The organism is Streptomyces sp. NPDC048424 (assembly GCF_040651555.1).
Classification (GTDB): Bacteria; Actinomycetota; Actinomycetes; order Streptomycetales; family Streptomycetaceae; genus Streptomyces.
Genome location: NZ_JBEZKE010000033.1, coordinates 34,775 through 60,330, shown reverse-complemented (window position 1 = coordinate 60,330; position 25,556 = coordinate 34,775). Strand labels below are relative to the sequence as shown.

The following is a 25,556-nucleotide window of genomic DNA, read 5'->3' as shown; positions in this document are numbered from 1 at the left end:
GAAGCGTGCCTGGCACCCCGGAGACAGGACCTCCCCCACGGGGGACCGGCCGGAGGAGGTGGGGCTGCAATGGATCGAAGTCGATCGTGCAGTACCAATCGCTCTTCCGCTTCTGTGACGGACGCTTCCCGCCCCGTCTGATCTCCTGATCAGTAGAAGAGCGACGGCAGAACTTTGTCCTCCCGTCCTGTTCCCTCCCCCGAGCCCCGGGCCTGCCCGCTCGCGGTCGTGGAGGGTCTCCCACCCGTACGGTCCGCAGCCGTGCGTCGAAGGAGCCTGCCATGTCGATGCTGCCCTACCTGCGTGCGGCCGTCCGCCCGTCGCTGCGCAAGTCCACCCCCGCCCAGCCCGGCTACGACACCACGCGTGACCCGTCGGCGAGCAGCGCGGTGGTCGACTGCGCCGTGTACCGCGACGGCCGGCGCGTACTGGGGCCGGCGTGTCTGACGCCACGTGAGGCGATCCGCCGGGTCCGCGAGGACGGCGGTTTCGCCTGGATCGGCCTGCACGAGCCGACCGAGGCCGAGTTCGCGGGGATCGCCGCCACCTTCGGACTGCACCCGCTGGCCGTGGAGGACGCCGTCCACGCCCACCAGCGGCCGAAGTTGGAGCGCTACGACGACACGCTCTTCACCGTCTTCAAGACGATCCACTACGTCGAGCACGCGGAACTGACCGCCACCAGCGAGGTGGTGGAGACCGGCGAGGTGATGTGCTTCACCGGCCCCGACTTCGTCATCACCGTGCGGCACGGCGGCCAGGGTTCCCTCAAGGGGCTGCGGCACCGGCTCCAGGACGACCCCGACCTCCTCGCCAAGGGCCCCTCGTCGGTCCTGCACTCCATCGCCGACCACGTCGTCGACGGGTACATCGCGGTCGCGGCGGCGGTCCAGGACGACATCGACGAGGTGGAGAGCGACGTCTTCGCCGCCCCCGCCAAGGGCAGTACGCGCGGCGGCGACGCGGGCCGCATCTACCAGCTCAAGCGCGAGGTACTGGAGTTCAAGCGGGCGGTCTCGCCGCTGCTGCGCCCGATGGAGCTGCTGAGCGAGCGGCCGATGCGGCTGGTGGACCCGGACATCCAGAAGTACTTCCGGGACGTGGCCGACCACCTGGCGCGGGTGCACGAGCAGGTGGTGGGCTTCGACGAGCTGCTGAACTCGATCCTGCAGGCCAACCTCGCGCAGGCGACGGTCGCCCAGAACGAGGACATGCGCAAGATCACCTCGTGGGCGGCGATCATCGCCGTGCCGACGATGATCTGCGGGGTGTACGGGATGAACTTCGAGCACATGCCCGAGCTGCAGTGGAAGTACGGCTACCCGATGGTGATGGTCACGATCGTCGGGATCTGCTTCACCATCCACCGCGCGCTGCGCCGCCACGGCTGGCTGTAGGGCGGGCGCGGGCACCCCCTACCCTGTCCGCATGACTCTCAGCACGCTCGACCTGGCCCTCGTCGAGGAGGCCACCAAGAAGTCCGGCCTGATCTGGGTCCGCGGCGCCGGGGCGGACCGCGCCCTGTGGCACGCCTGGGTGGACGGCGCGGCCCACGTCGTGGGCGACGGGCCCGGTGAGCAGCCGTTCCCGGGGCTGACGGACGGTGCGACGGCCGAGGTGACCGTGCGGAGCAAGGACAAGGGCGGCCGGCTGGTGGCCTGGACGGCGACCGTGCGCGAGCTCCCGCCGCGCGGCGAGGAGTGGGCGGCGGCGGTGGCCGAGCTCAAGGGCAAGCGGCTGAACGCCCCCGACTCCGAGGACATGACGGAGCGGTGGGCGCGGGAGTGCCGGCTGCTGCGGCTGGAACCGGAGTCGGTCCGGGCGGAGCTGCCGGCCGGTTCGCTGGCCGCGGCCCCCCTGGGCTCCCCCGCGATCACGCGCAAGCCGATCCCGGCGGGCCTCCCGAAGCTCCTGCTGAAGCGCAAGAAGTCGGCCCGGGGTTAGGCCGTCTCTTTCGGCCGCGGTTTCCGTCACCCTCCGCCGGGGTCCACCGGCTCGTAAGGGTTCGGCGGGGCCTTCGTGGGGATGTCTATCGGCGGCTCATCCGGGTCCTCCGGCTGCTCCGGCTCCACCGGTGGGTCCTCGGGCTTCACCGGGGGGTCCTCCGGCTCCACCGGGGGATCTGCCGGAGGCTCCACCGGCTCCGCAGGGGGTTCCTCCGGCTCCGCCGGGGTACCGAGGGCGACTCAAGGCTTGGTGGGGTTCGCGCCCTGGCCGGAGCCCTTGGAGGGGGCCGGGGCGGGCTCGCCGCTCTGGTCCTTCGTCGTCGGCAGCTGGGTGCCGTAGTCGACCGTCTGGTCCTGCGCGGGCGGGTCCAGCTGGAACGGCTTGCCCCACTCCGCGAGTTCGACCCGGCCGGCGCCGCCGGCGCGCTCCATGAGCAGCGGGTACGGGGTGCCCTCCAAGGATACCGAGAGCTTGCCGCCCTTGCCCTCGTCCGCGGTGACCTGGACCGCGCGGGTGTGCCCGACCTTCGTGTAGGAGCCCTTGGCGAGCTTGCCCTCCAGGCCGAGCAGCCCGTCCAGCAGGACGTCCATGTCGGTGAACCCGCGGAACTGCTTGTACGAGGGGTCGCCCTCGGGCACCTTCACGTACTTGTCGCCGAGCTTGCCGGCCGAGTCGGACTGACCCCAGAACGCCGCGCTCGCCTTCAGGTACAGCTGCTCGCCCACGCGCAGCAGCTGGAAGGTGTCGTCCTTCGACTTCACCTCGCCGGAGCCGCCGTCCGACTTCAGCCGCATGTCGACGGTGAAGGACTTGCCGCCGCTCACCAGCGTGCCGGACAGGTGCACCGAGTCGGCCCCCGTGGCGGCCTCCTTCGCCTTCTCCTCGATCTTGTCGGCGGAGAGCTTGCCGACACCGTTCGTGCCCTCGTCGGGGTCCTCCCCGCAGCCCGTACCGGTGACGGCGAGACCCGCGCACAGCACACCGATGAAGGCGGCCCGGCGCAGCCGCGCGGCAGGGAAGTAGGCGGTCACGTGCGGGTGCCTCTCGTCGGTCGTCTGCGAGCAGCAGGCAGCGTACCCGCCCGTACGCCGCCGTCCGCGACCGCGCCCCACGAGACGGGGGCGGACCCCGCCGGGCCCCGGGCGGACCGCCCACCAGGACGCTTGCCCGCGGCACGGGCTAGCCTGAGGGCCCATAAGACTGTTGGTGGACGCTCTAGGAGGCGCTCGGATGGCTGCAGGCGCCCCGCGGATCTTCGTTTCGCATCTCTCGGGTGTGCCCGTCTTCGACCCCAACGGCGACCAGGTCGGGCGCGTCCGCGATCTGGTCGCGATGCTGCGCGTCGGCGGCCGACCGCCCCGGCTGCTGGGCCTGGTGGTCGAGGTGGTCAGCCGGCGCCGGATCTTCCTGCCGATGACGCGCGTCACGGGCGTGGAGTCCGGGCAGGTGATCACCACCGGTGTCGTCAACATGCGGCGCTTCGAGCAGCGCCCCACGGAGCGGCTGGTCCTGGGCGAACTGCTGGACCGCCGGGTGACGCTGGTCGGCAGCGGTGAGGAGGTCACCGTCCTGGACGTGGCCATCCAGCAGTTGCCGGCCCGCCGGGACTGGGAGATCGACCGGATCTTCGTGCGGAAGGGCAAGTCGGGGGCGCTGCGCCGGCGCGGCGAGACGCTGACGGTGGAGTGGTCGGGGGTGACGGGCTTCTCGCTGGAGGAGCACGGGCAGGGCGCCGAGAACCTGGTCGCCACCTTCGAGCAGATGCGCCCGGCCGACGTGGCGAACGTCCTGCACCACCTGACGCCGAAGCGCCGCGCCGAGGTGGCCAACGCCCTCGACGACGACCGGCTCGCGGACGTGCTGGAGGAGCTGCCGGAGGACGAGCAGGTGGAGATCCTCGGCAAGCTGAAGGAGGAGCGCGCCGCCGACGTCCTGGAGGCGATGGACCCGGACGACGCGGCCGACCTGCTCTCCGAGCTGCCGGAGGACGACAAGGAGCGGCTGCTGACGCTGATGCAGCCGGACGACGCGGCCGATGTGCGCCGCCTGCTGTCCTACGAGGAGAACACCGCGGGCGGTCTGATGACCACCGAGCCGATCGTGCTGCGGCCGGACGCGACGGTCGCGGACGCGCTGGCCCGCGTACGGCAGGCGGACCTGTCGCCGGCGCTGGCGGCGCAGGTGTACGTGTGCCGGCCGCCGGACGAGACGCCCACGGGCAAGTACCTGGGCACGGTGCACTTCCAGCGGCTGCTGCGGGATCCGCCGTTCACGCTGGTCAGCTCGATCGTGGACACGGACCTGCCGCCGCTGCGGCCGGACGCCTCGCTGCCCGCGGTGACCACGCACCTGGCCGCCTACAACATGGTGGCGGTGCCGGTGGTGGACGAGAGCGGCTCGCTGCTGGGCGCGGTGACCGTGGACGACGTACTGGACCACCTGCTGCCGGACGACTGGCGGGAGACGGAATTCCATTCCGAGGAGGCCGTGCGTGGCCACTGAGCGAGGGCGCTTCGACCGGGGGCGCGGCGAGCAGGCCCGTGAGCGGCGGCGCGAGCAGATCCGGGAGCGGCGCGAGCAGGCCCGGATGCAGGCGCGTGAGCACGGGCTGGCGGCGGACGCGGCGGAACGTTCCGCCGAACGTGCGGGAAAGTCGGCCCAGAGCACCGGGTCGAGCGCGCTGACCCGCTCGCGGGTCCGCCTCGACCTGCCGCGGGCGCCGCGGCGCTCGCTGCTGCCCGAGTACGACCCGGAGGCCTTCGGGCGGCTGTCGGAGAAGGTGGCGCGGTTCCTCGGCACGGGCCGGTTCATCGTCTGGATGACCCTGGTCATCGTGCTGTGGGTGCTGTGGAACATCTTCGCGCCCGACGACCTGCGGTTCGACAAGTACCCGTTCATCTTCCTGACGCTGATGCTGTCGCTCCAGGCCTCCTACGCCGCTCCGCTGATCCTGCTCGCGCAGAACCGGCAGGACGACCGCGACCGGGTCAACCTGGAGCAGGACCGCAAGCAGAACGAGCGGTCCATCGCCGACACGGAGTACCTGACCCGCGAGATCGCGGCCCTGCGGATGGGTCTGGGCGAGGTCGCCACGCGCGACTGGATCAGGTCCGAGTTCCAGGACCTGATCAAGGAGATGGACGAGCGGCGTCTATTCCCGGCGGAACGTGATGAAGGCGACCGCTGACGGGCTTTCCTGAGCCGTGCTACCGAGCCGTACCATCGGGGCATGGCTACCGACACAAGCTCCGCCGCCGTGCCTGAGCAGGACGCGATCCTGGACGCTCTGGCGACGGTGAACGACCCCGAGATCCACCGGCCGATCACCGAGCTCGGCATGGTCAAATCGGTGGAGATCGGTGACGGTGGCGCGGTCGCCGTCACGGTCTACCTCACGGTGTCGGGCTGCCCCATGCGCGAGACCATCACCAAGAACGTCACCGAGGCCGTCGAGAAGGTCGCGGGCGTCACCTCCGTCGCCGTGACCCTCGACGTGATGAGCGACGAGCAGCGCAAGGACCTGGCCGCCACCCTGCGCGGCGGCACCGCCGAGCGCGAGGTGCCCTTCGCCAAGCCGGGCTCGCTGACCCGCGTGTACGCGGTCGCGTCCGGCAAGGGCGGCGTCGGCAAGTCCTCGGTCACGGTCAACCTGGCCGCGGCGATGGCGGCGGACGGCCTGAAGGTCGGCGTGGTCGACGCGGACATCTACGGCCACAGCGTGCCGCGCATGCTCGGTGTCGAGGGCCGCCCGACCCAGGTCGAGAACATGATCATGCCGCCGTCGGCGCACGGCGTGAAGGTCATCTCCATCGGCATGTTCACCCCGGGCAACGCCCCGGTGGTGTGGCGCGGACCGATGCTGCACCGCGCCCTGCAGCAGTTCCTGGCGGACGTGTTCTGGGGCGACCTGGACGTCCTGCTGCTGGACCTGCCGCCGGGCACCGGCGACATCGCGATCTCGGTGGCCCAGCTGGTGCCGAACGCCGAGATCCTCGTCGTCACCACCCCGCAGCAGGCCGCGGCCGAGGTCGCGGAGCGGGCCGGCTCGATCGCCGTACAGACCCACCAGAAGATCGTCGGCGTCGTCGAGAACATGTCGGGCCTGCCGTGCCCGCACTGCGACGAGATGGTGGACGTCTTCGGCTCGGGCGGTGGCCAGAAGGTCGCCGACGGGCTGACCAAGACGGTCGGCGCTTCGGTGCCGGTGCTGGGCTCGATCCCGATCGACGTGCGTCTGCGCGAGGGCGGCGACGAGGGCAAGCCCGTCGTCCTGTCCGACCCGGACTCCCCGGCCGGCGCGGCCCTGCGCGCCATCGCCGGCAAGCTGGGCGGCCGCGCCCGCGGCCTCTCGGGCATGTCCCTGGGCATCACCCCGCGGAACAAGTTCTAGCGGGCACGGCCCGCACCGGGCCGCGCAACGTGAGAAGGGCACCGCCGGCCGGCGGTGCCCTTTCCCGTCTCCGCCCGCCTACTCGTACGTGGCGAGGTCCGCGATCGCCGAGAACCCGAGCCCGTACGCGCTCATCCCGCGCCCGTAGGCGCCCAGGTGGACCCCGCTCCCGGTGGACCCGGCCAGCACCCAGCCGAACTCCGACTCGCGGTAGTGGAACGGCGTCGGCTCCCCGTCCACCGGCAGCGACAGCGTCGACCAGTCCTCGCCGGCGAGGTCGTCCGCGAGCTCCCACGCGGCCTCGGTCTGCTGGTCGAGCCAGTCGTCGCGCAGGGAGTGGTCCATCTGTCCGGGCCAGCTGTAGGCCAGCAGCCCGGAGCCGGCCAGCCAGGCCGCCGAGGAGACCGAGGTGGCCTCCAGGACGCCGGTGCCGTCGCCGCTGCGGCGCAGCGGGTTGCTCGCCACGGTGATGACCACCGCGAAGCGTTCCTTCTCGCCGGTGGCGATCTCGCCCCGGGCGGAGGGCTCGTCGCCGTGACCGGTGGAGCCGTGCTCCACGGTCCCGTCGGCGGCGGTGCCGACCTGCATCAGCCAGCGGGGGCCGGTGAAGGCCCCGTCCAGCCCGTACCAGGGGAAGTCTGCGGCCAGGAAGCCCTCGGCCGTCCGCCGGGCGGCCGGCACCGGTGCGGCGGCCTCCTGCGGCTGTGTGTCGGTCTGCGCGTCGGTCTGCGGTTCCTGCGCGGGTGCGGCGGCGGTGGCGGGTGCCTCGGCGGTCTGCGCCCCGACCCGGCTACTGCTCGTCGTCTCCATCTGAGCGGCCTCTCGTTCCGTGGGGTCCGGAACGGCCCTCCCCCTCGCTGGGCTGGGGGGACCCCCTCCCTCGGGCGTCCTGGGTCCGGACAACAGATGGAGGATAGCCACCCGACCGCGAAACGCCGGGCAGGCCGCGTGTCACGTGGCGTCGGCGTCGAAGCGCGAGCGCTGTTCCCGGTCCGGGGAGACGGGCTTCTTGAGCAGATCGGGGCCCGTGCCGATGGGCGTGGCGGCGGCCGACGAGGAGGGCGCCGCGGGGGTGGCCCCGTCACCGTTCACGGCGTCGGTGACGTCGTTCAGCTCCTTGCGGAGGTCGAAGCTGCTGCGGAGTTCCTTGAGGTCCTCGTTCTCGGTCAGCTGCTTGCGGATGAACGTCTTCGGATTCAGGTCCTCGAACTCGAAGTCCTTGAATTCCGGGCCGAGTTCGGAGCGGATGTCCTGCTTCGCACTGTCCGAGAACGCACGGATCTTCCGGACGAAGTTCGTCACGTCCTGAATGACCTTGGGCAGCTTCTCCGGGCCGAAGACGAGGATGCCGAGCACCACGATCGTGACAAGTTCGAGTGCGCCTATGTCGTTGAACACCTTGCCGCTCCTCGGCTCTCTATCACTTCGGGCCCGAACACACGGTACCCGGCGTTGTCCGCACACCCATACCTGTGTGCGGCCTCCGTGACGCTTTCACCCGCCCGTCACCCCCCGCTCATGATCCGTTCGCCGATCCGAGGACCACCTGCAGCGTGCGTTCGCGGCCTTCGCGCAGCACGGTGAGGGTGAGCGGATCGCCCGGGCGGTGCGCCCGGATCTTGATGATCAGCTCGTCACCGCCCCGGACCCGCTGGCCGTCCACCTTGGTGATCACATCGCCGGCCTTGATCCCGGCGCGTGCGCCCGGCCCGTCGGCGACCACGGACGGCTTGCCGTCCTCGCCCTTGTCCCCGACCCGGGCTCCGTCGCCCGTGTAGTCCATGTCGAGCGTGACCCCGATGACGGGGTGCGTGGCGCGGCCGGTGCGGATGAGTTCCTCGGCGACGCGCTTGCCCTGGTTGATGGGGATGGCGAAGCCCAGCCCGATCGAGCCGCCCTGGCGGCTGGGGTCGTCCTTGTCGGCGCCGCGGATGGCGCTGTTGATGCCGACCACGTGGGCCTTGGCGTCGAGGAGGGGGCCGCCGGAGTTGCCGGGGTTGATCGGGGCGTCGGTCTGCAGCGCGTCGACGTAGCTGATGTCGCTTCCGTCGCCCTTGTCGCCGCCCGCGGTGACGGGCCGGCCGGTGGCGCTGATGATGCCGGCGGTGACGGTGTTGGAGAGGTCGAAGGGCGCGCCGATGGCCACCACCGGGTCGCCGACCTTCACGTTCTCGGAGTTCCCCAGGCTCAGCGGCCGCAGGCCCCGTACGCCGCTGACCTTGACCACGGCCAGGTCGTACCCGGAGTCGCGGCCGACCAGCTCGGCGGTGACGCTCTCGCCGGTGCTGAAGGTGACCGCTATCTCCTTGGAGTCGGCGACCACGTGGTTGTTGGTCAGGATGTGGCCCTGCTCGTCGAGGACGAAGCCGGTGCCCGTGCCGCTGCCCTTCTCGCCCCGCACGTGCAGGGTGACCACTCCGGGGAGCGCGGTGGCCGCGATCCCGGCCACGCTCTCGGGTGCCCGGCCCTTGTCGGCGACGGCGGCCTGCGGGAGCTCCAGCCGGGTGCTGCTCTGCCGTTCGGCGAGGACGCCGACGTAGCCGCCGATCCCGCCGGCGAGGAGGGCGGTTCCGGCGCTGAGGGCCGCCACCTGCCACAGCCGGAAGCCGCGCCGGTCCCTGCCGCGGTCCACGACCTGGAGCGGCTGCTCGCCCCACGGGTCGTAGAGCACCTCGCGGGCCGGCGGCCCGCCGTCCTGGCCGGCCGCGCGGGCGGCCGGGACGCGGTCCTCCGCGCCGGGATCCTGCCGGGCCCCCTGCCCCGCCTCGTCCCCGGCTCCGGGCCGCGGGGCGGGCACCGCCTCGGGGCGGCCGCCGGCCGTGCCCTCGGGCCGGCTCCACCACTGTGGAGCCGGATCGGTCTGCTGCCTGTCGGCCATCGGCGCTCCCCGCGTACCTATGCGCATGTGCAGCTGATTCAACCAGCTCCGGGGTCAGCGCAGCAGGGAGACCGGACGCGCGGGGATCGCAGGGGTGGGGTGTACGGGCGGCAGGGGGGTCGCGGCGGTCGACAGGAGGGTCGGGACGGCCGCGGGCGTGGGCATGCGCTCACGGACCGACGCGTCGGCCACGGGGAGGGCGGGGCCGGTCCTGGAGGCGGGCGCGGGGGAATCCCCCCGGACGTTCGGATCCAGGCCCTCCTGCGGCAGCGCACCGCCCAGGGCGAGCGCGGCCAGCGACACGGCTCCGGCGGCGACGAAGGCGAACCGGCGGCGCGGCCGGCCCACCTCGTGTATGCGGAAGCCCTGCTGCTGCGGCCGGGCGGCCGGGGGCAGCCCGTACGCGAACGCGTCGAAGGGACCGGCGGCCGTCGGGCCCGGCGGACCGCCGACCGGACCGGAGGGGCCGTCGGGGCCGCCGCCGGGAAGCCCCTGCAGCCGCGCCAGCAGTCCCGCGGACAGCGGCGGGGGCGCGCTCTCCACGAACATGGTCTTCAGGCGGCGCTGGGCATCGGCCTCGGCCTTGCACTTGGCGCACGTCGCCAGGTGGGCCAGGACCCGCTCCCGTGCGTCGTGCTTCAGCTCCCCGTCCACCAGGGCGGCGAGCCGGTCGCCCAGGTGCTGTTCGGCAGGAGACGGACTGACTTCGCTCACTCGGCTCCGCCCTCTCCCCCGGCACCGGGGGCGCCCATCGCCACGCCCGCCAGGGCGCGCTGCTCGGCACGGGCCTCGGGAGACCGGTGCTTGAGCGCCTTGCGCAGGTGCGAACGGCCCCGGTGGATGCGGCTGCGCACGGTGCCGAGCTTCACGCCGAGCGTGGCGGCGATCTCCTCGTACGACAGGCCCTCGATGTCGCACAGCACCACGGCCGCGCGGAACTCGGGCGCGAGGGTGTCCAGCGCCTGCTGGACGTCCGCGTCGAAGTGGGTGTCGTGCAGCACCTGCTGCGGGGACGGCTCACGGCTCGGCAGCCGCTCGGCGGCGTCGTCGGCGAGCGCGTCGAAGCGGATCCGCTGCTTGCGGCGGACCATGTCCAGGAACAGGTTCGTCGTGATGCGGTGGAGCCAGCCCTCGAAGGTGCCGGGCGTGTACGTGGAGAGCGAGCGGAAGACGCGGACGAAGACCTCTTGGGTCAGGTCCTCGGCATCGTGCTGGTTACCCGTCAGACGGTAGGCAAGGCGGTAGACCCGCGCGCTGTGCGTGCTGACGATCTCCTCCCACGAAGGAGGGGTCCACGCCTGGGAGACCGCATCGGCGGCAAAGGTCGCGGTGGTCGCGGCGTCGGCGGTGTGGAAGCGGTCAGCAATGTAGGTCACGGATTTCGGCTCACCCGCCGACCAGAAGAGGCGTCTCAGTGCGCCCCTACGATCCACAGGCGCAGCCGCACCTCCCCTGTCGGCTCTGGTGGTGTCCAGTGGAGTCCCTACCATAGCCACCCCCTCTGTCAGCTCCGGATAAGCGTTTTTGCAGTATCTTTACGCGGGATTTAGGTCCCGGGGCGGCCCCGGCCGTCGATCTGCCCGGCACCGTCCCTTCTCATCCCGCATCCACCCTGCACAACGCCCGGTCCCATCTGCGGGTTCCCGACGTCAGCGGATACAGTCACCGTTGCGCCAACTATGGGGACAGGAGAGGGTCATTACCGGCAACCGGCAGACGAGCTGGGCGTTCGCCGACGCGTTTGTCGCCGAGGACGACGCTCTGCGATGGGCCCGCGACCGGTCCAGGGAAGCGGGCCTGCGCTCCGTCTCCCCCGGCACCGGGGCCGCGCTGCGCCTGCTGGCCGCCACCGCGGACGCCAAGGCGGTCGCCGAGATCGGCACCGGAACGGGCGTCTCCGGCATCCACCTGCTGCACGGCATGCGCCCCGACGGGGTGCTGACCACGGTGGATCCCGAGCCGGACCGGCAGGCCTTCGCCCGCCAGGCCTTCCGCGCCGCCGGCTTCGCGGGCAACCGCGCCCGCTTCATCCCCGGCCGCGCCCTCGACGTCCTGCCCCGGCTCGCCGACGGCGGGTACGACCTCGTCTTCTGCGACGGGGACCCCACCGAGTCCCTCGACTACCTCGCCGAATCGTTGCGGCTGCTGCGCCCCGGCGGACTGGTGTGCTTCGAAGGGGTCTTCTCCGACGGCCGTACGGTCGACTCCGCGGCCCAGCCGGTGGAGGTGCTCCGCGTCCGCGAGCTGCTGCGCAGCGTCCGGGAGAGCCCGGCCCTGGAGGCCGCGCTGCTGCCGGTGGGCGACGGACTGCTCTGCGCCGTGCGGCGCTGAGCGCCGCACGCCCGCCGGGCGGCCCCCCGCGGGCTCAGCTCAGGAGGGCGAAGGTGAGCGCGGCCGTGCCGCCCAGGGCGGCGCCGGCGAGCAGCTGAGCCGGGGTGTGCGCCTTCAGCACCAGCCGGGACCAGCCGACGGCGGCGGCGATCAGGGCCGCCGGGAGGACCTGCGGGCCGAAGACGAGCGCCAGGATCATCACCGCGCCGCCGGCCACCGACATGTGCACGGATATCTGCCAGCCGACCGTGACCAGCAGGGACGAGACCAGACCCACGAGCATCGCGACGACGAGCGCGAAGACCTCCCGGGGTGCGCCGAGGACGTGCAGCAGGGTGATCCCGGCGAGGACGGAGAGCAGGCTCAGGCCCATCGGGACGAGCCGCTGGCGCCGCACCCGTATGTGCTGGTCGGTCAGCGCTCCCCGGCGGACGCCGAGGACGATGATGCCGATCGGGACCACGCCGCAGAACAGGGCGCCGAGCAGGCCCCACCCGAGCCCGGTCCACGAGGTGGTGCTGTGCCAGCCGATCAGCAGGAGCAGGGCCACCACCAGGTTCGCCGGCGCCAGCACGTCGGAGAGGACCCGGGCCGCCTTCTGCCGGGGGCTGCAGTCGGCGAAGGCGGGCGGCGCGGGCGGGGAGAAGGTCACGGCGGGGCTTTCTGTCCTGGAACACGACACAACGCTGCCCCGGCCGCAGATCACGGTCGGGGCAGCGCAGAGAATGCAGAAGGTGGAAGTGCTGTCAGCGCCCTGGAAAGGTCAGCCGACGACCTTCTTCAGGGCGTCACCCAGGGCGTCCGCCTCATCCGGGGTCAGCTCGACGACAAGCCGACCGCCGCCCTCGAGCGGTACGCGCATGACGATGCCCCGCCCCTCCTTGGTGACCTCGAGCGGGCCGTCGCCCGTCCGCGGCTTCATGGCCGCCATGCTCGTTCCCCTTCCTGAAACCAGCTCATCGTCAGCCGACGGCCCCATTCAGGCGCCTAATACCCGGCATCGAACACATTGCTTCCCAGCCATTATCCCGCATGTCAGGACCCGATGACCAACATCGCCCGGGAACGCTTGCGCAACGCGCTCGGCCAAAACCACTCATTTCGGGGACCCGCCTGCGATACTTCGCCGCCGCACCGCGGGAACGGCTCCGGCTTTCTTTGACGCACATCACATGTGCGCGCCGCGTCCGGTCCGCCATGCTGGCCCTTGCACCGGCCGGTACCGGCCGGTAGCCAAGCCCGCGACGAAGGGGGACCCCCTGCCATGGCCGACAGCGTGCTCTACGAAGTGACCGACGGACTCGCCACCATCACGATCAACCGTCCGGACGCGATGAACGCGATGAACACCGAGGCCAAGGTCGCCCTGCGCGACGCGGTCGAGGCCGCGGCCGTCGACCCGGCGGTACGGGCGGTCCTGCTGACCGCGGCCGGCGACCGGGCCTTCTGCGTGGGCCAGGACCTCAAGGAGCACATCGGCAACCTCGCCTCGGACCGCGAGAGCGGCACCTCGCTGACCATGTCCACGGTCAAGGAGCACTACAACCCGATCGTTCGGGCGCTCACCGAGATGCCGAAGCCGGTCGTGGCCGGGGTGAACGGCGTCGCGGCCGGGGCGGGCTTCGGCTTCGCGCTGGCGGCGGACTTCCGGGTGGTCGCCGACACCGCCTCCTTCAACACCTCGTTCGCCGGGGTGGCGCTGACCGCCGACTCCGGGGTCTCGTGGACCCTCCCCCGCCTGATCGGCGGCTCCCGCGCCTCGGACCTGCTGCTCTTCCCGCGGTCGGTGAAGGCCCAGGAGGCGTACGAGCTCGGCATCGCCAACCGCCTGGTGCCCGCGGACTCCCTGCACGCCGAGGCCGAGTCCGTGGCCCGCACCCTCGCCGCGGGCCCCACGGTCGCGTACGCCGCGCTGAAGGAGTCCCTGGCCTACGGGGCCTCCCACTCCCTCGCGGACGCCCTGGCCCACGAGGACGTCCTCCAGACCCGTGCGGGGGCCTCCGAGGACCACGGCATCGCCGTCCAGGCCTTCCTGGCGAAGCAGCCCCCGAAGTACCTCGGCCGCTAGCCCGCCGCCCGCGCCGGGGCCGGGGCTCTCGGAGCTCCGCCCCGCGCCTCAAACGCCGGCGAGGCGAAGCCGGAGACGCCGCGGCTCAAAGACCGGGGCTCCGCCCCGCACCCCGCTCCTCAAACGCCGGAGGGGCTGAATTTGGTGCGGCGAGGCCGGATGGTGCGGCAGCCTGGGATCGAAGCGGGCCGGTTGGGCCGGGGTCGGGTGTGTGCCGGGGTGATCCCCGCAGGGCGCCGAACACAACGGGGCCGAGCTCTCCGACCCCTGGAAACGTTCGGCGCCCGAGGAGACACCCCGGCGCGCGCCCGGCCCCGGCACAACCGGCCCCACCGCACGCCCAAGCGGCGCAGCCAACCGGCGCCCGACCCCGTCCCAACCGGCCCCTACCCCTGCCGAACCGCCGGAGGCAACCCGCTCAGCCCGCCGCCAGGCGCGACGCGCAGTCCGCCAAGTGGTCGTTGACGAGCCCGCAGGCCTGCATCAGCGCGTAGGCCGTGGTGGGGCCGACGAAGCGGATGCCGGCCTTCTTCAGGGCCTTGGAGAGGGCGGTGGACTCCGGGGTGATGGCCGGCACCTCGGTGACCGTCCTCGGCGCGGGTCCGGGCTCCTCCGGGACGTGGGACCAGATCAGGGTGTCCAGCTCGCCCGGCTCCCACCCGGCCAGGACCTTCGCGTTGGCCAGGGTCGCCTCGATCTTGGCCCGGTTGCGGATGATCCCCTCGTCGGCCAGCAGCCGCTCCGCGTCCCGCTCGTCGAACTCCGCGACCGCCGCGATCTTGAAGTCGGAGAAGGCCGTACGGAAGCCCTCGCGGCGCCGCAGGATCGTCAGCCAGGACAGCCCCGACTGGAAGGCCTCCAGGCACAGCCGTTCGTACAGGGCGTCGTCGCCGTGGACCGCACGCCCCCACTCGGTGTCGTGGTAGGCGACGTAGTCCTCCGTGGACAGCGCCCACGGGCAGCGCAGCAGCCCGTCCGCCCCGGCCAGCACGCCGCTCACCGCTCGCCGCCCTTGCCGAGGTCCACCCGGTCCGTCACGTCCGCCGGGGCGGCGGGGCCGGCCGCCGCGGCGGTCAGCTGCGCGATCCGCGCGTCCCGCTCGGCCAGTTCCGCCGCGAGCCGCTCCAGTACGTCGTCCACCTCGGCCATCCGGTAGCCGCGCGGCGCGACGGGCAGCCGCAGTGCGTCGATGTCCGCCCGGACGACGGGCCGGGTCTCCGGCAGACCGTCCGCCACCCGGTCCGGCTCCGCTTCCGGCAGGACGGCCTCCGAGCCGCCCCCGATCACGGCCAGGGTGACCGCCGCCACGACCACGACCAGCGCGATCATCAAGAAGAAGAACACGATCAACTCCCCTGAGAGACTCCGGCCACCAGGTTAAGGTCGCAGGCGAGGCGCGAGGGCCGCCGAAGGAGGAAAGAGCAGGATGCTGCGACTGGGCAGGCGCGAGTTCGACACCCACGAGCCGGTGATCATGGCCATCGTGAACCGGACTCCGGACTCCTTCTACGACCAGGGCGCGACGTTCCGCGACGAGCCGGCGCTGGACCGGGTCGAGCAGGCGGTCGCCGAGGGCGCCGCGATCATCGACATCGGCGGGGTCAAGGCGGGCCCGGGCGAGCACGTGGACGCGGCCGAGGAGGCGCGGCGCACGGTCGGCTTCGTGGCCGAGGTCCGGCGCCGCTTCCCGGACGTGGTGATCAGCGTGGACACCTGGCGGCACGAGGTCGGCGAGGCCGTGTGCGAGGCCGGGGCGGACCTGCTGAACGACGCGTGGGGCGGGGTGGACCCCAAGCTGGCGGAGGTCGCGGCGCGCTACGACGCCGGCCTCGTCTGCACCCACGCGGGCGAGGTCGAGCCGCGCACCCGGCCGCACCGGATCGCGTACGAGGACGTGATGGAGGACATCCTGCGGGTCACGGTCGGCCTCGCCGAACGTGCCGCCGCGCTCGGCGTCCGCCGGGACGCGATCATGATCGACCCGGGCCACGACTTCGGGAAGAACACCCGCCACTCGCTGGAGGCCACGCGCCGGCTGGACGAGATGACGGCCACGGGCTGGCCGGTCCTCGTCTCCCTGTCCAACAAGGACTTCGTCGGCGAGACCCTCGACAAGCCGGTCAAGGAACGCCTGCTGGGCACCCTGGCGACGACGGCCGTCTCGGCCTGGCTGGGCGCACAGGTCTACCGCGTCCACGAGGTCGCCGAGACCCGCCAGGTCCTCGACATGGTCCGCTCGATCCAGGGCCACCGCCCCCCGGCGGTCGCCCGCCGCGGCCTGGCCTGACGGCCCGACGGCCGGAGGCCGGCGCAGCCACCCGAAGCCGGCAAGGCGCCCCGGCGCCGCAGCGCGCGAGGGCGGCGTCAAGAAAGGGGCTCCTGGACATGGTCCGCTCGATCCAGGGCCACCGCCCCCCCGGCAGTCGCCCGCCGCGGCCTGGCCTGACGGCCCGACGGCCGGAGGCCGACGCAGCCACCCGAAGCCGGCAAGGCGCCCCGGCGCCGCAGCGCGCGAGGGCGGCGTCAAGAAAGGGGCTCCTGGACATGGTCCGCTCGATCCAGGGCCACCGCCCCCCGGCAGTCGCCCGCCGCGGCCTGACCTGACGGCCCGCCCCGCAGCCGGGGTCGGGTGTGCGGCGGGGTGCCCCCGCAGGGCGCCGAACACGACCCCGCCGCGCTCTCCGACCCCTGGAAACGTTCGGTACCCCGGCGGGCGCCCGGACCCGGCGGCCCGTGCCCACGCGGGGCGGGGGCAGCCGCGCGGAGCCTTCCCCCGCCGGCCCGCACCGGGTCCGCGAACGCCGGGCGGGCCCGGCCGGAGCCCCGCAGCCGGCCGAGCGAGCCGCAGGCTACTTGCCGACTTCCTTCGTCACCAGCGCGATCGCCTCGTCCACGTCGTCCGTGACGTGGAACAGGTAGAGGTCCTTCTCCGAGGCCTTGCCCTGGGCGATCACCGTGCCCCGCAGCCACTCGATGAGGCCGCTCCAGTATTCCGTGCCGAAGAGCACGATCGGGAAGCGGGTGATCTTCTGAGTCTGGACCAGGGTCAGCGCCTCGAACAGCTCGTCCAGCGTGCCCAGGCCGCCCGGCAGGACGACGAAGCCCTGGCTGTACTTCACGAACATCGTCTTGCGGACGAAGAAGTACCGGAAGTTCAGCCCGAGATCGACGTGCTGGTTGAGCCCCTGCTCGAACGGGAGCTCGATGCCGAGGCCGACCGAGATGCCGTTGGCCTCGCGGGCGCCCTTGTTGGCCGCCTCCATCGCTCCCGGACCGCCTCCGGTGATCACCGCGAAGCCGGCGTCGACCAGCGCGCTGCCGATCCGTACGCCCGCCTCGTACTCGGGCGTGCCCGCCGCGGTGCGGGCCGATCCGAACACGCTGATCGCGGGCGGCAGCTCGGCGAGCGTGCCGAAGCCCTCGATGAACTCCGACTGGATGCGCAGGACCCGCCAGGGATCGGTGTGCACCCACTCGGAGGGCCCGGCGGAGTCCAGCAGCCGCTGGTCCGTCGTACTGCCCGCCTTGATCTGGCTCCGCCTCCTCAGCACCGGCCCGAGCTGCTGCTCCTCGGGCCGACGACGAGCGTTACCTTCGGGGTTGCCCATGATGTGCTCCCTCCTGCTGATCGTTGGATCAGGGTAGGCGCACAAAGGTGACGGGAAGCGGAATTCAGGAGGTCAGCCAGGCGCGGAGTCGTTCCTCGCAGTGCAGGATCGCCTTCGTCTCGACCCGCTCGTCCACCTTGTGGGCCAGCAGGGCGTCTCCCGGGCCGTAGTTGACCGCCGGGACGCCCAGCGCGCTGAAGCGGGAGACGTCCGTCCAGCCGAACTTCGGCATGGCGCGGCCGCCGACCGCCTCCATGAAGGCCGCGGCCGCCGGGTGCGAGAGGCCGGGGAGGGCGCCGCCGGAGGAGTCGTCGACGACGAACTCGGCGATGTCGCAGTCCGCGAACACCTCCCGTACGTGGGCCAGCGCCTCGGCCGCGCTGCGGTCGGGTGCGTAGCGGAAGTTGACCGTCACCGTGCACGCGTCGGGGATGACGTTGTTGGCGACGCCGCCCTCGATGCGCACCGCGTTGAGGCCCTCGTGGTACTCCAGGCCGTCGATGACCGGCTTGCGCGGTTCGTACGCCGCGAGCCGGGCCAGGATCGGGCTCGCCGAGTGGATGGCGTTCGAGCCCATCCAGCTGCGGGCGGAGTGGGCGCGCTCGCCGGCGGTGCGCAGCAGGACGCGCAGGGTGCCCTGGCAGCCGCCCTCGACCTCGGCGTTCGAGGGTTCCAGCAGCACCGCGAAGTCGCCCGTCAGCCAGTCGGGGTGGGCCTCGGCGACCTTGCCCAGGCCGTTGAGGTCGGCGGCGACCTCCTCCTGGTCGTAGAAGACGAAGGTGAGGTCCCGGTTCGGCTCGGGCACGGTCGCGGCGATGCGCAGCTGTACGGCGACACCGGACTTCATGTCGGTGGTGCCGCAGCCCCACAGGACGTCGTTCTCGTCGAGGCGGGACGGGACGTTGTCGGCGATCGGCACGGTGTCGAGGTGGCCGGCGAGCACGACGCGCTCGGCGCGGCCGAGGTGCGTGCGGGCGACGACGTTGTTGCCGAAGCGGTCCACCGTGAGGTGCGGCAGGCCGCGCAGCGCGTCTTCCACGAGGTCGGCGAGTACCTTCTCGTCGCCGCTCACGGACGGAATGTCGACGAGCCGGGCGGTCAGCTCGGCGGCGTCCAGGGTGAGGTCCAGCTCGGATTCGGACATGGAACTGACCCTAACGCCCCGGACTGGGGCGGGGCCTCGCCGTCCGGCCGGTGGACGCGTCATATGCCTCAAGTACGGTGGGCCGCGTGTCCGAGAACCGTGATCCCCGTCCTCGCCGCCGCCGGCCGCTGCGCGCGGCCGTCGGCCTGCTCGTTCTCCTCGCGGTGGTGGGCTACTTCGCCGTGCAGCGCGCCTCGAACGGCGGTGGCGGCGCCCCGTTCTGCGTGGCCAGGGTGTACTCGGGCAACTACGACGGAACCTCCGAATCGTACGAAATGTCTCCGGAGCAGGCGGCGAACGCGGCGACGATAGCCGCGGTCGGCGTGGCGAAGGGCCTGCCGGACCGGGCGGTGACGATCGCGCTGGCGACCGCCATGCAGGAGTCCGCGCTGCGCAACCTCGACCACGGCGACCGTGACTCGCTGGGCCTCTTCCAGCAGCGGCCCTCGATGGGCTGGGGCACGCCGGAGCAGATCACCGACCCCGTCTACTCGGCCGGCATCTTCTACGACCACCTCGTCGACGTGCCGGGGTACTCGCGGCTGCCGCTGACGGTGGCCGCGCAGAAGGTGCAGCGCAGCGGGTTCCCGCAGGCGTACGCGAAGCACGAGCCGGACGCGACCGTGCTGACGGCCGCCTTCGGCGGCGACGGCATCCTGGAGTGCGGCGGCCCCGAGCCCGCCGGGCCGGGCGACCCGGAGAAGGTACGGAACGAATTGATCCGGATCTTCGGCAAGGACAGCCTGCACGCCATTCCCCCGCAGACCGGCGAGGCGGGACAGGCCGGCCGGAACGCCGGCGGGGGCAAGGGCGGCCCGGAGGTCGAGATCACCCTGAAGGAGAAGGCGAACGGCGGCGAGGCCGCCACGCGCCACAGCCGGGCGATGGCCTACTGGGCGGTGGCCAACTCGAAGGAGATGGGCATCTCCCGGGTGTCCTACGGCCTGCGCGCCTGGATCGGGGGCCAGGCCCGGGGACAGTGGCAGCACAAGGGCGGCACGGGGGCCAAGGACGGGGACGGGGACCCGCGCAACGCGGAGCCGGGCGAGGTACGGATCTTCATGGCCCGCTGACCCCGCCCGCTGCCCCTCCTCCAGGCGACCCTGACGACACACCGGGGCGGACGCCCGGCCGCGCGTACGAGTGATCACTCCTGCGAGGGTGATCCGTTCGGCGGGCCACGGACCCCCGGGCGGACGGAAGCCCTGGTCGGCAGCGTCCGATGCGCTTGTCGCGGAAGCCGATTAAACGATGCGTTACCGATCCTTTACCCACCGGCACCGCAACTCCACCCGCCCCACGAGCGGTTAGTCACGGCGTACTCAGCCGCTACCGCTTAGGAGCAACATGTCTCTCCCCCTGACCCGTCGGATCGCCCGTGCCGCGCTGCTCCTCGCAGCCGGGGCAGCGCCCGTGGTCGGTGCGGCCGGCGCGGCCAGCGCCGCCGGTCTGGAGTCCGTGCCGCAGCTGGGCGCACTCACCGCGCAGGACGCGCCCGAAGCCACCACCGACGCGACCGCGGGTGCGGCCACCGACGCCGTGGACTCCACCGCCAAGACCCTGCCGGCCCCGGCCGCCGACGTGGCCGGCAAGGCGGGGGGCCTGCTCGGCGGGCTGCCCGCGACGAAGGAGCTGCCCGTCTCCCAGCTCCCCGTCTCCGAGCTGCCGGTTTCCGAGCTGCCCGTGGGCAGTGTCCTGCCGGCGGGACTGCCCGGCTCGCCGCTGGGCGGCTGACGCCGTAGGAAACACCGAGGGGGCCGGGAGTGCGAACTCCCGGCCCCCTCGGGCGTTCCTGCCCCTGGGCCGTCTCTTCCGGAGAGACGACCTAGAGCCGTCCCGGACGCCCGGCGCTCAGCCGAGGCGCTTGACCGCCGCCTCCACGCGCTCGTCGGTGGCGGTGAAGGCGACGCGCACGAACCGCGCGCCCGCCTCGCCGTAGAAGTCGCCCGGCGCCACCAGGATGCCCAGGTCCGCGAGGTGGGCGACGGTCTCCCAGCAGGGCTCGTCCCGGGTCACCCACAGGTAGAGGCTCGCCTCGCTGTGCTCGACCCGGAAGCCGTGCGCCTCCAGGGCCGCGCGCAGCGCCGCCCGGCGGGCCGCGTAGCGCTCGCGCTGCTCCTCGACGTGGTGGTCGTCGCCGAGCGCCGCCACCGTGGCCGCCTGCACCGGGGCCGGGGTCATCATGCCGCCGTGCTTGCGGATCTCCAGGAGTTCGCCGAGCACGTCCGCGTCACCGGCGATGAAGGCCGCCCGGTAGCCGGCCAGGTTGGAGCGCTTGGACAGGGAGTGGACGGCGACGATCCCCTCGTACGAGCCGCCGCACACCTCGTCGTGCAGGATGGAGACGGGCTCGGCCTCCCAGCCCAGCTCCAGGTAGCACTCGTCGCTGAAGAGCAGGATCCCGTGCTCGCGCGCCCAGGCCACGATCCGGACGAGGTCCTCCTTGGCGAGCACCTTCCCGGTGGGGTTGGACGGGGAGTTGAGCCACAGCAGCTTCACGCCGGCCGGGTCGAGCTCGGTCGGGTCGTCGTAGACGACGGCCTCGGCGCCGCACAGCCGCGCGCCGACCTCGTACGTCGGGTAGGCGAGCCGGGGGTAGGCGACCTTGTCGCCGGCGCCCAGGCCCAGCTGGGTCGGCAGCCAGGCCACCAGTTCCTTGGAACCGACGACCGGCAGGACGTTGCGGTGCTCGGCGGCGCTCGCGCCGAGGCGCCCGCGCACCCAGCCCGTGATCGCGTCGCGCAGGGCGACCGTGCCCCACACCGTCGGATAGCCCGGGGAGTCGGCGGCCTCGATCAGGGCTCGCTGGATCAGCTGCGGGACCGGGTCCACGGGCGTGCCGACCGACAGGTCGACGATGCCGTCCGCGTGGGCCGCCGCCGTCTTCTTGTACGGCTCCAGCTTGTCCCAGGGGAAGGCGGGAAGACGGTCGGATACTGCGGCCACGATGGTCTCTGCTCTCTCTGAGTACTGGCTGGTAACGGGTCCGCAAACGCCTCGGCCCCGTGCGGCGACGAGGCCGTACGGGACCGAGGGGCGCGCCTGCCTGAAGGGTCAGTGCTCGCCGTTGATACCGGCAGGCAGCGCGGCGACGAAGGGGTGATCGCGCTCGATCAGGCCCAGCTTGGAGGCACCACCGGGCGAACCGAGCTCGTCGAAGAACTCGACGTTCGCCTTGTAGTAGTCCTTCCACTCTTCCGGAGTGTCGTCCTCGTAGAAGATGGCCTCGACCGGGCAGACCGGCTCACACGCACCACAGTCGACGCATTCGTCCGGGTGGATGTACAAGGACCGCTGGCCCTCGTAGATGCAGTCGACGGGGCACTCTTCGATGCATGCCTTGTCCTTGACGTCGACACAAGGCTCCGCGATGACGTAGGTCACGCTCTCGTTCCTCCTCGGTAGGGCTTTCCATATCGCGCGGGAGCGCGGCGTCGTCGATGCCCGCACCTAGTATCTCCGTTCCCGGGCACGATCCGAACAGGAGGGGCGGACAGAGCTGTGGAAATCAACGCCGGAGGACTGCTGGAGGTCCGAATTACCCCGGCTGACGTGGGTAAACGTGTCTCTGTACGACGGGTGGAGGCCCGGCTGAGCGGATCACCCGAGTTCACGGACACGGTCGGTGTTCTCACATCCTGGGACCAGGGTGTGCTGCTGATCACAAAGAAGAACGGGCAGTCCGTCCGCATCGCGGAATCCTCCCTGGTCGCGGGCAAGATCGTGCCTCCGGCACCGGCCCGGCGGCGGGGTCCGGCGGCCTCCTTCGAGGAGCTGTCGCGGATCACGGCGCGGTCCTGGCAGCCGCTGGAGAGCGAGCCGCTGGGCGAGTGGACCCTGCGGGCCGCCGCCGGTTTCACCCGGCGGGCCAATTCGGTACTGGCGGTGGGCGACCCGGGGATATCGCTGGACGATGCACTCGAGCGAGTGACCTCCTGGTACGCGGAACGAGGGCTTCCGGCCTATGTGCAGGCCGCGACCGGGGCAGTCGGCACGCAGGAGCTGCTCTGCGCGGAGCTGGAACGGCGGGGTTGGGCGTCCGAGGTGTCGGCGGAGGTACGGATCGGGGCGCTGGCGACGGTGGCCGACGTGGCGGCGCCCGCCGCCGGATCCGTACGGCTGACCCGTGTCCCGGACGAGGAGTGGCTCGGGCGCTACGGGAAGGTCGACGACCCGGACGTGGCGCGGCGGCTGCTGGTGGAAGGGCCGTCGGTGTGGTTCGCGGCGCTGCCCGGGGGCCGGGCCGTCGGGCGGTGCGTGGTGGACGGGCGGTGGGCCGGATTCTCGGCGGTGACGGTCGATCCCGTGGAGCGGCGGCAGGGCCTGGCGACGGCGGTGATGGCCGCGCTGGCCCGCAAGGCCCTGGAGGAGGGCGCGTCGGCGGCGTGGCTGCAGGTCGAGACGGACAACGCGGGGGCGCTGGCGCTGTACGACGGGCTGGGCTTCGCCACGCACCACGCGTACCACCACTACCGGGCGGCGGGGTGAGTCCGGCGGAGCGGCGGGAGCAGTTCGCGGCGGAGGCCCGGTCGGAGCGGCCCGATCTGGCGCTGCTGTGCCTGCTGCTGGCGGCGGAGGCGGACCCGGAGCTGGACGAACGCGCCATGGACTGGGCGCAGATCGAGCTGGACCGGCTCGCCGGGATGCTTCCGTACGGGCTGCGGGGCGCACGGGCGTGGGCGTCGGCCGTGACGGAACTGCTGGGCGGGCGGCTCGGCTTCCACGGCACCCCGGCGGACTACGGCCGGCTGTCGTCGTCGCTGCTGCACGAGGTCCTGCGGCGGCGCCGTGGCCTGCCGATCCTCTTGTCCGTCGTCTGGCTGGAGGTCGCCCGGCGGGCGGGGGCGCCGGTGTACGGGCTGGGGCTCCCGGGGCACTTCGTGGTGGGTTTCGGGGACCCGGAGGAGGGCGTGGTCGTGGATCCCTTCGCGGGCGGCGCGTCCCTGGGCGCCGGGCCCGCGGAACTGGCGTCGGGTCCGCGCACGCCGGCCGGCACCCTGGCCATCGTGCTGCGGATCCTGGGCAACATCCGGGCCTGGGCGTCGACCCGCCCGGAGCAGTCGGGCGTGGCCCTGTGGTCGCTCGACCTGTCGCTGCTGCTGCCGTCGCACCCGGCGGCGCTGCGGTACGAGCGGGCGCGGCTGCTGGTGGAACGGGGCGCGTTCCGGGAAGGCGCGGCGGAGCTGGACGCGTACGCGGGCGTCGTCGCCGCGATAGACGCCGAGGCGGCTGCCCGAATCCACGCGGAGGCCACCTCCGCCCGCGCCTTGCTGAACTGACCCGGGGCTTCGCCCCAGACCCCGAGGGGCTGGAAGATCCAGCCCCTCCGGCGTTTGAGGAGCGGGGGTCCGGGGGCTGGCCCCCGGCGACGGCGGCGCGGGCGACCGCGGGGCGGGCTCCGGCGGGGTTCGGGGGCGGAGCCTCCGGCGGCCGGGGCTTCGCTAGAGCCAGCCCTTTTCGCGGGCCACGCGCACGGCTTCGGCACGGTTGCGTGCCGCGAGTTTCTGGATCGCCGTCGAGAGGTAGTTGCGGACCGTGCCCGCCGACAGGTGCAGCCGCGCCGCGAGTTCCGCGTTGGTCGCGCCCGATTCCGCCTCCCGCAGGACCTCCCGTTCGCGGTCCGTCAGCGGGTTCGCGCCCTCCGCGAGGGCCGCCGCCGCGAGCGTGGGGTCGATGACGCGCTCCCCCTGGAGGACCTTGCGCACCGCGTCCGCCAGCTGCGCGGCCGGGGCGTCCTTGACCAGGAAGGCCGAGGCGCCCGCCTCCATCGCGCCGCGGAGGTAGCCGGGGCGGCCGAAGGTGGTCAGGATGACGATGCGCAGGCCGGGCAGGGCCGTCCGCAGGGCCGCGGCCGCCTCGATGCCCGTCATGCCCGGCATCTCGATGTCCAGCAGGGCGACGTTCACGTCGTGCGCGCGGGCCGCGTCCACCACCTCGTCGCCGCGGGCCACCTGCACCAGTACCTCGATGTCGGGTTCCAGGCCGAGCAGGGCGGCGAGGGCCTCGCGGACCATCGACTGGTCCTCCGCCAGCAGGATGCGGATCGGGCGTGAGGTCATGATCCCGATCCTAGGGCCAGGGGGACGCGGGCCGTGAGGGCGAAGCCGGTCCGGCCGGCGGGGCCCGCCGACAGGCTGCCGCCGACCGCCGCCAGACGTTCCGTCAGGCCCGTCAGGCCGTTGCCGGGGGCGGCCGGGCCACCGGGGCCGCCCGAGCCGTCGTCCGTCACCGTCAGCTCCAGCACCGGCCCGTCCAGCGTCTGGCGCGTCTCCAGGGCGACCCGGCAACGCTTGGCCCCGCTGTGCCGCACCACGTTCGTCACGGCCTCGCGCAGGGACCAGGCCAGGGCCGATTCCACTTCCTCCGGGAGATCCCCGGACGGCTCCGCCGGCAGGTCCGCCACCACGCCCGCCGCGGCCAGCGCCGTCCGCGCGCCGGCGAGTTCGCCGGGCAGGGTGGGCCGCCGGTAGCCGCTCACCGCCTCGCGTACGTCGACCAGCGCCTGCCGGCTGACCCGTTCGATGTCCGCGACCTGCTGGGCGGCCGCCTCCGGCTGCCCGGGCAGCATCCGGCCCGCCAGCTCGCTCTTCAGCGTGATCAGCGACAGCGAGTGCCCCAGCAGGTCGTGCAGGTCGCGGGCCATCCGCAGGCGTTCCTCGTTGGCGGCGAGCTGCGCCACCGTGGCCCGCGCCTCGCGGAGTTCCATCGTCGTCCGGATCATCGCGCGGACGCCGACCATGGCGAACCCGCCCATCAGCGCCGGGATCAGCAGGCCCGCCAGGTAGGCGGTGCCGCCCGGGACCGCGTTCGCCGTGACCGCCAGCAGGGCGGTCGTGCCGAGGACGGTCCAGCGGGAGTACTCGGCAGGCAGCGCGGCTCCCGAGGAGATGGCCACGTAGACGAAGAGCACGAGCCATTCGCGGCCCAGGGTCAGCGACAGGATCGTGGCCTGGGTGGCGAGCACCGCCAGCGAGAACAGCACCCGGCGGACCGGCATCGGGCGGGCGGTGCGGAACACCAGCACCAGGTACCAGGCGACGAAGGCCGCGAGGCCCAGACCACCGAGCAGCCTGGCCCCGAGGCTGTGTCCGCCGCCGGCCAGGTCGGCGACGGGGGCGCTCAGGTAGAAGAGCCAGATGCTGATCCAGAGCATCTTCACCATCTTCTGGTGACGGGTCTCCGGCTCCTTG

General features: G+C 72.7%; 27 protein-coding genes and 1 pseudogene. 12 read left to right on the top strand and 16 right to left on the bottom strand.

Features of this window, described 5'->3' with window-relative positions:
- Positions 1 to 281: 281 nt before the first annotated feature.
- Positions 282 to 1,397 (top strand): magnesium and cobalt transport protein CorA, encoded by a 1,116-nt coding sequence (locus AB0D29_RS32380; protein ID WP_362797324.1) that lies wholly within the window; start codon positions 282 to 284, stop codon positions 1,395 to 1,397.
- A gap of 31 nt (positions 1,398 to 1,428) precedes the next feature.
- Entirely contained in the window at positions 1,429 to 1,944 is a 516-nt protein-coding gene (locus tag AB0D29_RS32375) for a hypothetical protein (protein ID WP_362859111.1), read from the top strand.
- A 242-nt stretch (positions 1,945 to 2,186) separates the two neighbouring features.
- On the opposite strand, the gene AB0D29_RS32370 is transcribed toward AB0D29_RS32375, so the two are convergent.
- The gene (locus tag AB0D29_RS32370; RefSeq protein ID WP_362859110.1) at positions 2,187 to 2,978 is read right to left on the bottom strand and encodes a hypothetical protein; all 792 of its coding nucleotides are present in this window, start codon (positions 2,976 to 2,978) and stop codon (positions 2,187 to 2,189) included.
- Positions 2,979 to 3,177: 199 nt separating this feature from the next.
- Between AB0D29_RS32370 and AB0D29_RS32365 the strand changes: the two genes are divergently transcribed.
- From AB0D29_RS32365 to AB0D29_RS32355, 3 genes are all read left to right on the top strand, one after another.
- Entirely contained in the window at positions 3,178 to 4,449 is a 1,272-nt protein-coding gene (locus tag AB0D29_RS32365; protein WP_362859109.1) for a CBS domain-containing protein, read from the top strand.
- 85 nt (positions 4,450 to 4,534) lie between these two features.
- Positions 4,535 to 5,134, top strand: a complete 600-nt coding sequence (locus AB0D29_RS32360; RefSeq protein ID WP_362859138.1) for a DUF1003 domain-containing protein — start codon at positions 4,535 to 4,537, stop codon at positions 5,132 to 5,134.
- 42 nt (positions 5,135 to 5,176) lie between these two features.
- On the top strand, positions 5,177 to 6,337 hold the full coding sequence (locus AB0D29_RS32355; RefSeq protein ID WP_362859108.1) for an Mrp/NBP35 family ATP-binding protein: 1,161 nt from the start codon (positions 5,177 to 5,179) through the stop codon (positions 6,335 to 6,337).
- 78 nt (positions 6,338 to 6,415) lie between these two features.
- Here the strand turns inward: AB0D29_RS32355 and AB0D29_RS32350 are convergent, their stop codons facing one another.
- From AB0D29_RS32350 to sigE, 5 genes and pseudogenes are all read right to left on the bottom strand, one after another.
- A complete protein-coding gene (locus AB0D29_RS32350) occupies positions 6,416 to 7,147 on the bottom strand; it encodes a hypothetical protein (protein WP_362859106.1) in 732 nt (243 codons plus the stop codon).
- Between the two features lie 141 nt (positions 7,148 to 7,288).
- A complete protein-coding gene (locus AB0D29_RS32345) occupies positions 7,289 to 7,735 on the bottom strand; it encodes a sec-independent translocase (protein ID WP_362859105.1) in 447 nt (148 codons plus the stop codon).
- 118 nt (positions 7,736 to 7,853) lie between these two features.
- Positions 7,854 to 9,242, bottom strand: a complete 1,389-nt coding sequence (locus AB0D29_RS32340; protein ID WP_362859103.1) for a trypsin-like peptidase domain-containing protein — start codon at positions 9,240 to 9,242, stop codon at positions 7,854 to 7,856.
- 231 nt (positions 9,243 to 9,473) lie between these two features.
- A pseudogene (locus AB0D29_RS32335) lies at positions 9,474 to 9,929 on the bottom strand (zf-HC2 domain-containing protein); the annotation flags it as partial.
- A complete protein-coding gene (gene sigE / locus AB0D29_RS32330; RefSeq protein WP_362859102.1) occupies positions 9,926 to 10,705 on the bottom strand; it encodes an RNA polymerase sigma factor SigE in 780 nt (259 codons plus the stop codon). The pseudogene AB0D29_RS32335 and the gene sigE, both read right to left, overlap by 4 nt.
- Positions 10,706 to 10,883: 178 nt before the next feature.
- On the opposite strand from sigE, the gene AB0D29_RS32325 reads away from it, so the two are divergent.
- Positions 10,884 to 11,546 carry a class I SAM-dependent methyltransferase gene (locus AB0D29_RS32325; RefSeq protein WP_030710037.1) on the top strand — a complete coding sequence of 221 codons (663 nt, stop codon included), beginning with the start codon at positions 10,884 to 10,886 and terminating at the stop codon, positions 11,544 to 11,546.
- Between the two features lie 34 nt (positions 11,547 to 11,580).
- Here AB0D29_RS32325 and AB0D29_RS32320 read toward each other — a convergent pair whose 3' ends face one another.
- A complete protein-coding gene (locus AB0D29_RS32320; protein ID WP_362859100.1) occupies positions 11,581 to 12,198 on the bottom strand; it encodes a hypothetical protein in 618 nt (205 codons plus the stop codon).
- A 111-nt stretch (positions 12,199 to 12,309) separates the two neighbouring features.
- Positions 12,310 to 12,477, bottom strand: coding sequence for a DUF3117 domain-containing protein (locus tag AB0D29_RS32315; protein ID WP_003966491.1), 168 nt, complete (start codon positions 12,475 to 12,477; stop codon positions 12,310 to 12,312).
- A 333-nt stretch (positions 12,478 to 12,810) separates the two neighbouring features.
- Here AB0D29_RS32315 and AB0D29_RS32310 point away from each other — a divergent pair, with 333 nt between their 5' ends.
- Positions 12,811 to 13,614, top strand: coding sequence for an enoyl-CoA hydratase-related protein (locus AB0D29_RS32310; RefSeq protein WP_362859099.1), 804 nt, complete (start codon positions 12,811 to 12,813; stop codon positions 13,612 to 13,614).
- Between the two features lie 418 nt (positions 13,615 to 14,032).
- On the opposite strand, the gene AB0D29_RS32305 is transcribed toward AB0D29_RS32310, so the two are convergent.
- Positions 14,033 to 14,614: a DNA-3-methyladenine glycosylase I gene (locus tag AB0D29_RS32305; protein ID WP_362859097.1), complete on the bottom strand. Its 582-nt coding sequence runs from the start codon at positions 14,612 to 14,614 to the stop codon at positions 14,033 to 14,035.
- Complete coding sequence (locus AB0D29_RS32300; protein WP_362797348.1) at positions 14,611 to 14,964, bottom strand: DivIVA domain-containing protein; 354 nt, start codon at positions 14,962 to 14,964, stop codon at positions 14,611 to 14,613. Before AB0D29_RS32300 ends, AB0D29_RS32305 begins: the two co-directional genes overlap by 4 nt.
- A gap of 76 nt (positions 14,965 to 15,040) precedes the next feature.
- Between AB0D29_RS32300 and folP the strand changes: the two genes are divergently transcribed.
- The gene (folP, locus tag AB0D29_RS32295) at positions 15,041 to 15,901 is read left to right on the top strand and encodes a dihydropteroate synthase (protein ID WP_362859095.1); all 861 of its coding nucleotides are present in this window, start codon (positions 15,041 to 15,043) and stop codon (positions 15,899 to 15,901) included.
- 562 nt (positions 15,902 to 16,463) lie between these two features.
- Here folP and AB0D29_RS32290 read toward each other — a convergent pair.
- Together AB0D29_RS32290 and dapE are read right to left on the bottom strand one after the other, a co-directional pair.
- The gene (locus tag AB0D29_RS32290; protein ID WP_362859094.1) at positions 16,464 to 17,222 is read right to left on the bottom strand and encodes a TIGR00730 family Rossman fold protein; all 759 of its coding nucleotides are present in this window, start codon (positions 17,220 to 17,222) and stop codon (positions 16,464 to 16,466) included.
- A gap of 64 nt (positions 17,223 to 17,286) precedes the next feature.
- Positions 17,287 to 18,366 carry a succinyl-diaminopimelate desuccinylase gene (dapE, locus tag AB0D29_RS32285; RefSeq protein WP_362859093.1) on the bottom strand — a complete coding sequence of 360 codons (1,080 nt, stop codon included), beginning with the start codon at positions 18,364 to 18,366 and terminating at the stop codon, positions 17,287 to 17,289.
- A gap of 86 nt (positions 18,367 to 18,452) precedes the next feature.
- Between dapE and AB0D29_RS32280 the strand changes: the two genes are divergently transcribed.
- Both AB0D29_RS32280 and AB0D29_RS32275 read left to right on the top strand, forming a co-directional pair.
- The gene (locus tag AB0D29_RS32280) at positions 18,453 to 19,439 is read left to right on the top strand and encodes a hypothetical protein (RefSeq protein ID WP_362859091.1); all 987 of its coding nucleotides are present in this window, start codon (positions 18,453 to 18,455) and stop codon (positions 19,437 to 19,439) included.
- Positions 19,440 to 19,713: 274 nt separating this feature from the next.
- Positions 19,714 to 20,100: an ATP-binding protein gene (locus AB0D29_RS32275; RefSeq protein ID WP_362859090.1), complete on the top strand. Its 387-nt coding sequence runs from the start codon at positions 19,714 to 19,716 to the stop codon at positions 20,098 to 20,100.
- A 117-nt stretch (positions 20,101 to 20,217) separates the two neighbouring features.
- Here the strand turns inward: AB0D29_RS32275 and dapC are convergent, their stop codons facing one another.
- Together dapC and fdxA are read right to left on the bottom strand one after the other, a co-directional pair.
- Entirely contained in the window at positions 20,218 to 21,312 is a 1,095-nt protein-coding gene (dapC, locus tag AB0D29_RS32270) for a succinyldiaminopimelate transaminase (RefSeq protein ID WP_362859089.1), read from the bottom strand.
- A 108-nt stretch (positions 21,313 to 21,420) separates the two neighbouring features.
- Complete coding sequence (gene fdxA / locus AB0D29_RS32265; protein WP_030011906.1) at positions 21,421 to 21,750, bottom strand: ferredoxin; 330 nt, start codon at positions 21,748 to 21,750, stop codon at positions 21,421 to 21,423.
- A 117-nt stretch (positions 21,751 to 21,867) separates the two neighbouring features.
- Between fdxA and AB0D29_RS32260 the strand changes: the two genes are divergently transcribed.
- Positions 21,868 to 22,854 (top strand): GNAT family N-acetyltransferase, encoded by a 987-nt coding sequence (locus tag AB0D29_RS32260; RefSeq protein WP_362859087.1) that lies wholly within the window; start codon positions 21,868 to 21,870, stop codon positions 22,852 to 22,854.
- Positions 22,851 to 23,645, top strand: coding sequence for a transglutaminase-like domain-containing protein (locus AB0D29_RS32255; protein WP_362859086.1), 795 nt, complete (start codon positions 22,851 to 22,853; stop codon positions 23,643 to 23,645). Before AB0D29_RS32260 ends, AB0D29_RS32255 begins: the two co-directional genes overlap by 4 nt.
- Positions 23,646 to 23,807: 162 nt before the next feature.
- Here AB0D29_RS32255 and AB0D29_RS32250 read toward each other — a convergent pair whose 3' ends face one another.
- Entirely contained in the window at positions 23,808 to 24,425 is a 618-nt protein-coding gene (locus tag AB0D29_RS32250) for a response regulator transcription factor (protein WP_362859084.1), read from the bottom strand.
- A complete protein-coding gene (locus AB0D29_RS32245) occupies positions 24,422 to 25,528 on the bottom strand; it encodes a histidine kinase (protein WP_362859137.1) in 1,107 nt (368 codons plus the stop codon). Before AB0D29_RS32245 ends, AB0D29_RS32250 begins: the two co-directional genes overlap by 4 nt.
- Positions 25,529 to 25,556: the final 28 nt, after the last annotated feature.

Bases quoted from the DNA above. Each gene is read 5' to 3' on its own strand.
- AB0D29_RS32375 (WP_362859111.1), top strand. From the start codon at position 1,429: ATGACTCTCAGCACGCTCGACCTGGCCCTCGTCGAGGAGGCCACCAAG.
- AB0D29_RS32290 (WP_362859094.1), bottom strand. From the start codon at position 17,222: ATGGGCAACCCCGAAGGTAACGCTCGTCGTCGGCCCGAGGAGCAGCAG.
- AB0D29_RS32310 (WP_362859099.1), top strand. From the start codon at position 12,811: ATGGCCGACAGCGTGCTCTACGAAGTGACCGACGGACTCGCCACCATC.
- folP (WP_362859095.1), top strand. From the start codon at position 15,041: ATGCTGCGACTGGGCAGGCGCGAGTTCGACACCCACGAGCCGGTGATC.
- AB0D29_RS32360 (WP_362859138.1), top strand. From the start codon at position 4,535: ATGCAGGCGCGTGAGCACGGGCTGGCGGCGGACGCGGCGGAACGTTCC.
- AB0D29_RS32350 (WP_362859106.1), bottom strand. From the start codon at position 7,147: ATGGAGACGACGAGCAGTAGCCGGGTCGGGGCGCAGACCGCCGAGGCA.
- AB0D29_RS32380 (WP_362797324.1), top strand. From the start codon at position 282: ATGTCGATGCTGCCCTACCTGCGTGCGGCCGTCCGCCCGTCGCTGCGC.
- AB0D29_RS32245 (WP_362859137.1), bottom strand. From the start codon at position 25,528: ATGGTGAAGATGCTCTGGATCAGCATCTGGCTCTTCTACCTGAGCGCC.
- AB0D29_RS32365 (WP_362859109.1), top strand. From the start codon at position 3,178: ATGGCTGCAGGCGCCCCGCGGATCTTCGTTTCGCATCTCTCGGGTGTG.
- sigE (WP_362859102.1), bottom strand. From the start codon at position 10,705: ATGGTAGGGACTCCACTGGACACCACCAGAGCCGACAGGGGAGGTGCG.
- AB0D29_RS32315 (WP_003966491.1), bottom strand. From the start codon at position 12,477: ATGGCGGCCATGAAGCCGCGGACGGGCGACGGCCCGCTCGAGGTCACC.
- AB0D29_RS32340 (WP_362859103.1), bottom strand. From the start codon at position 9,242: ATGCGCATAGGTACGCGGGGAGCGCCGATGGCCGACAGGCAGCAGACC.
- AB0D29_RS32275 (WP_362859090.1), top strand. From the start codon at position 19,714: ATGTCTCTCCCCCTGACCCGTCGGATCGCCCGTGCCGCGCTGCTCCTC.
- AB0D29_RS32355 (WP_362859108.1), top strand. From the start codon at position 5,177: ATGGCTACCGACACAAGCTCCGCCGCCGTGCCTGAGCAGGACGCGATC.
- dapE (WP_362859093.1), bottom strand. From the start codon at position 18,366: ATGTCCGAATCCGAGCTGGACCTCACCCTGGACGCCGCCGAGCTGACC.
- AB0D29_RS32250 (WP_362859084.1), bottom strand. From the start codon at position 24,425: ATGACCTCACGCCCGATCCGCATCCTGCTGGCGGAGGACCAGTCGATG.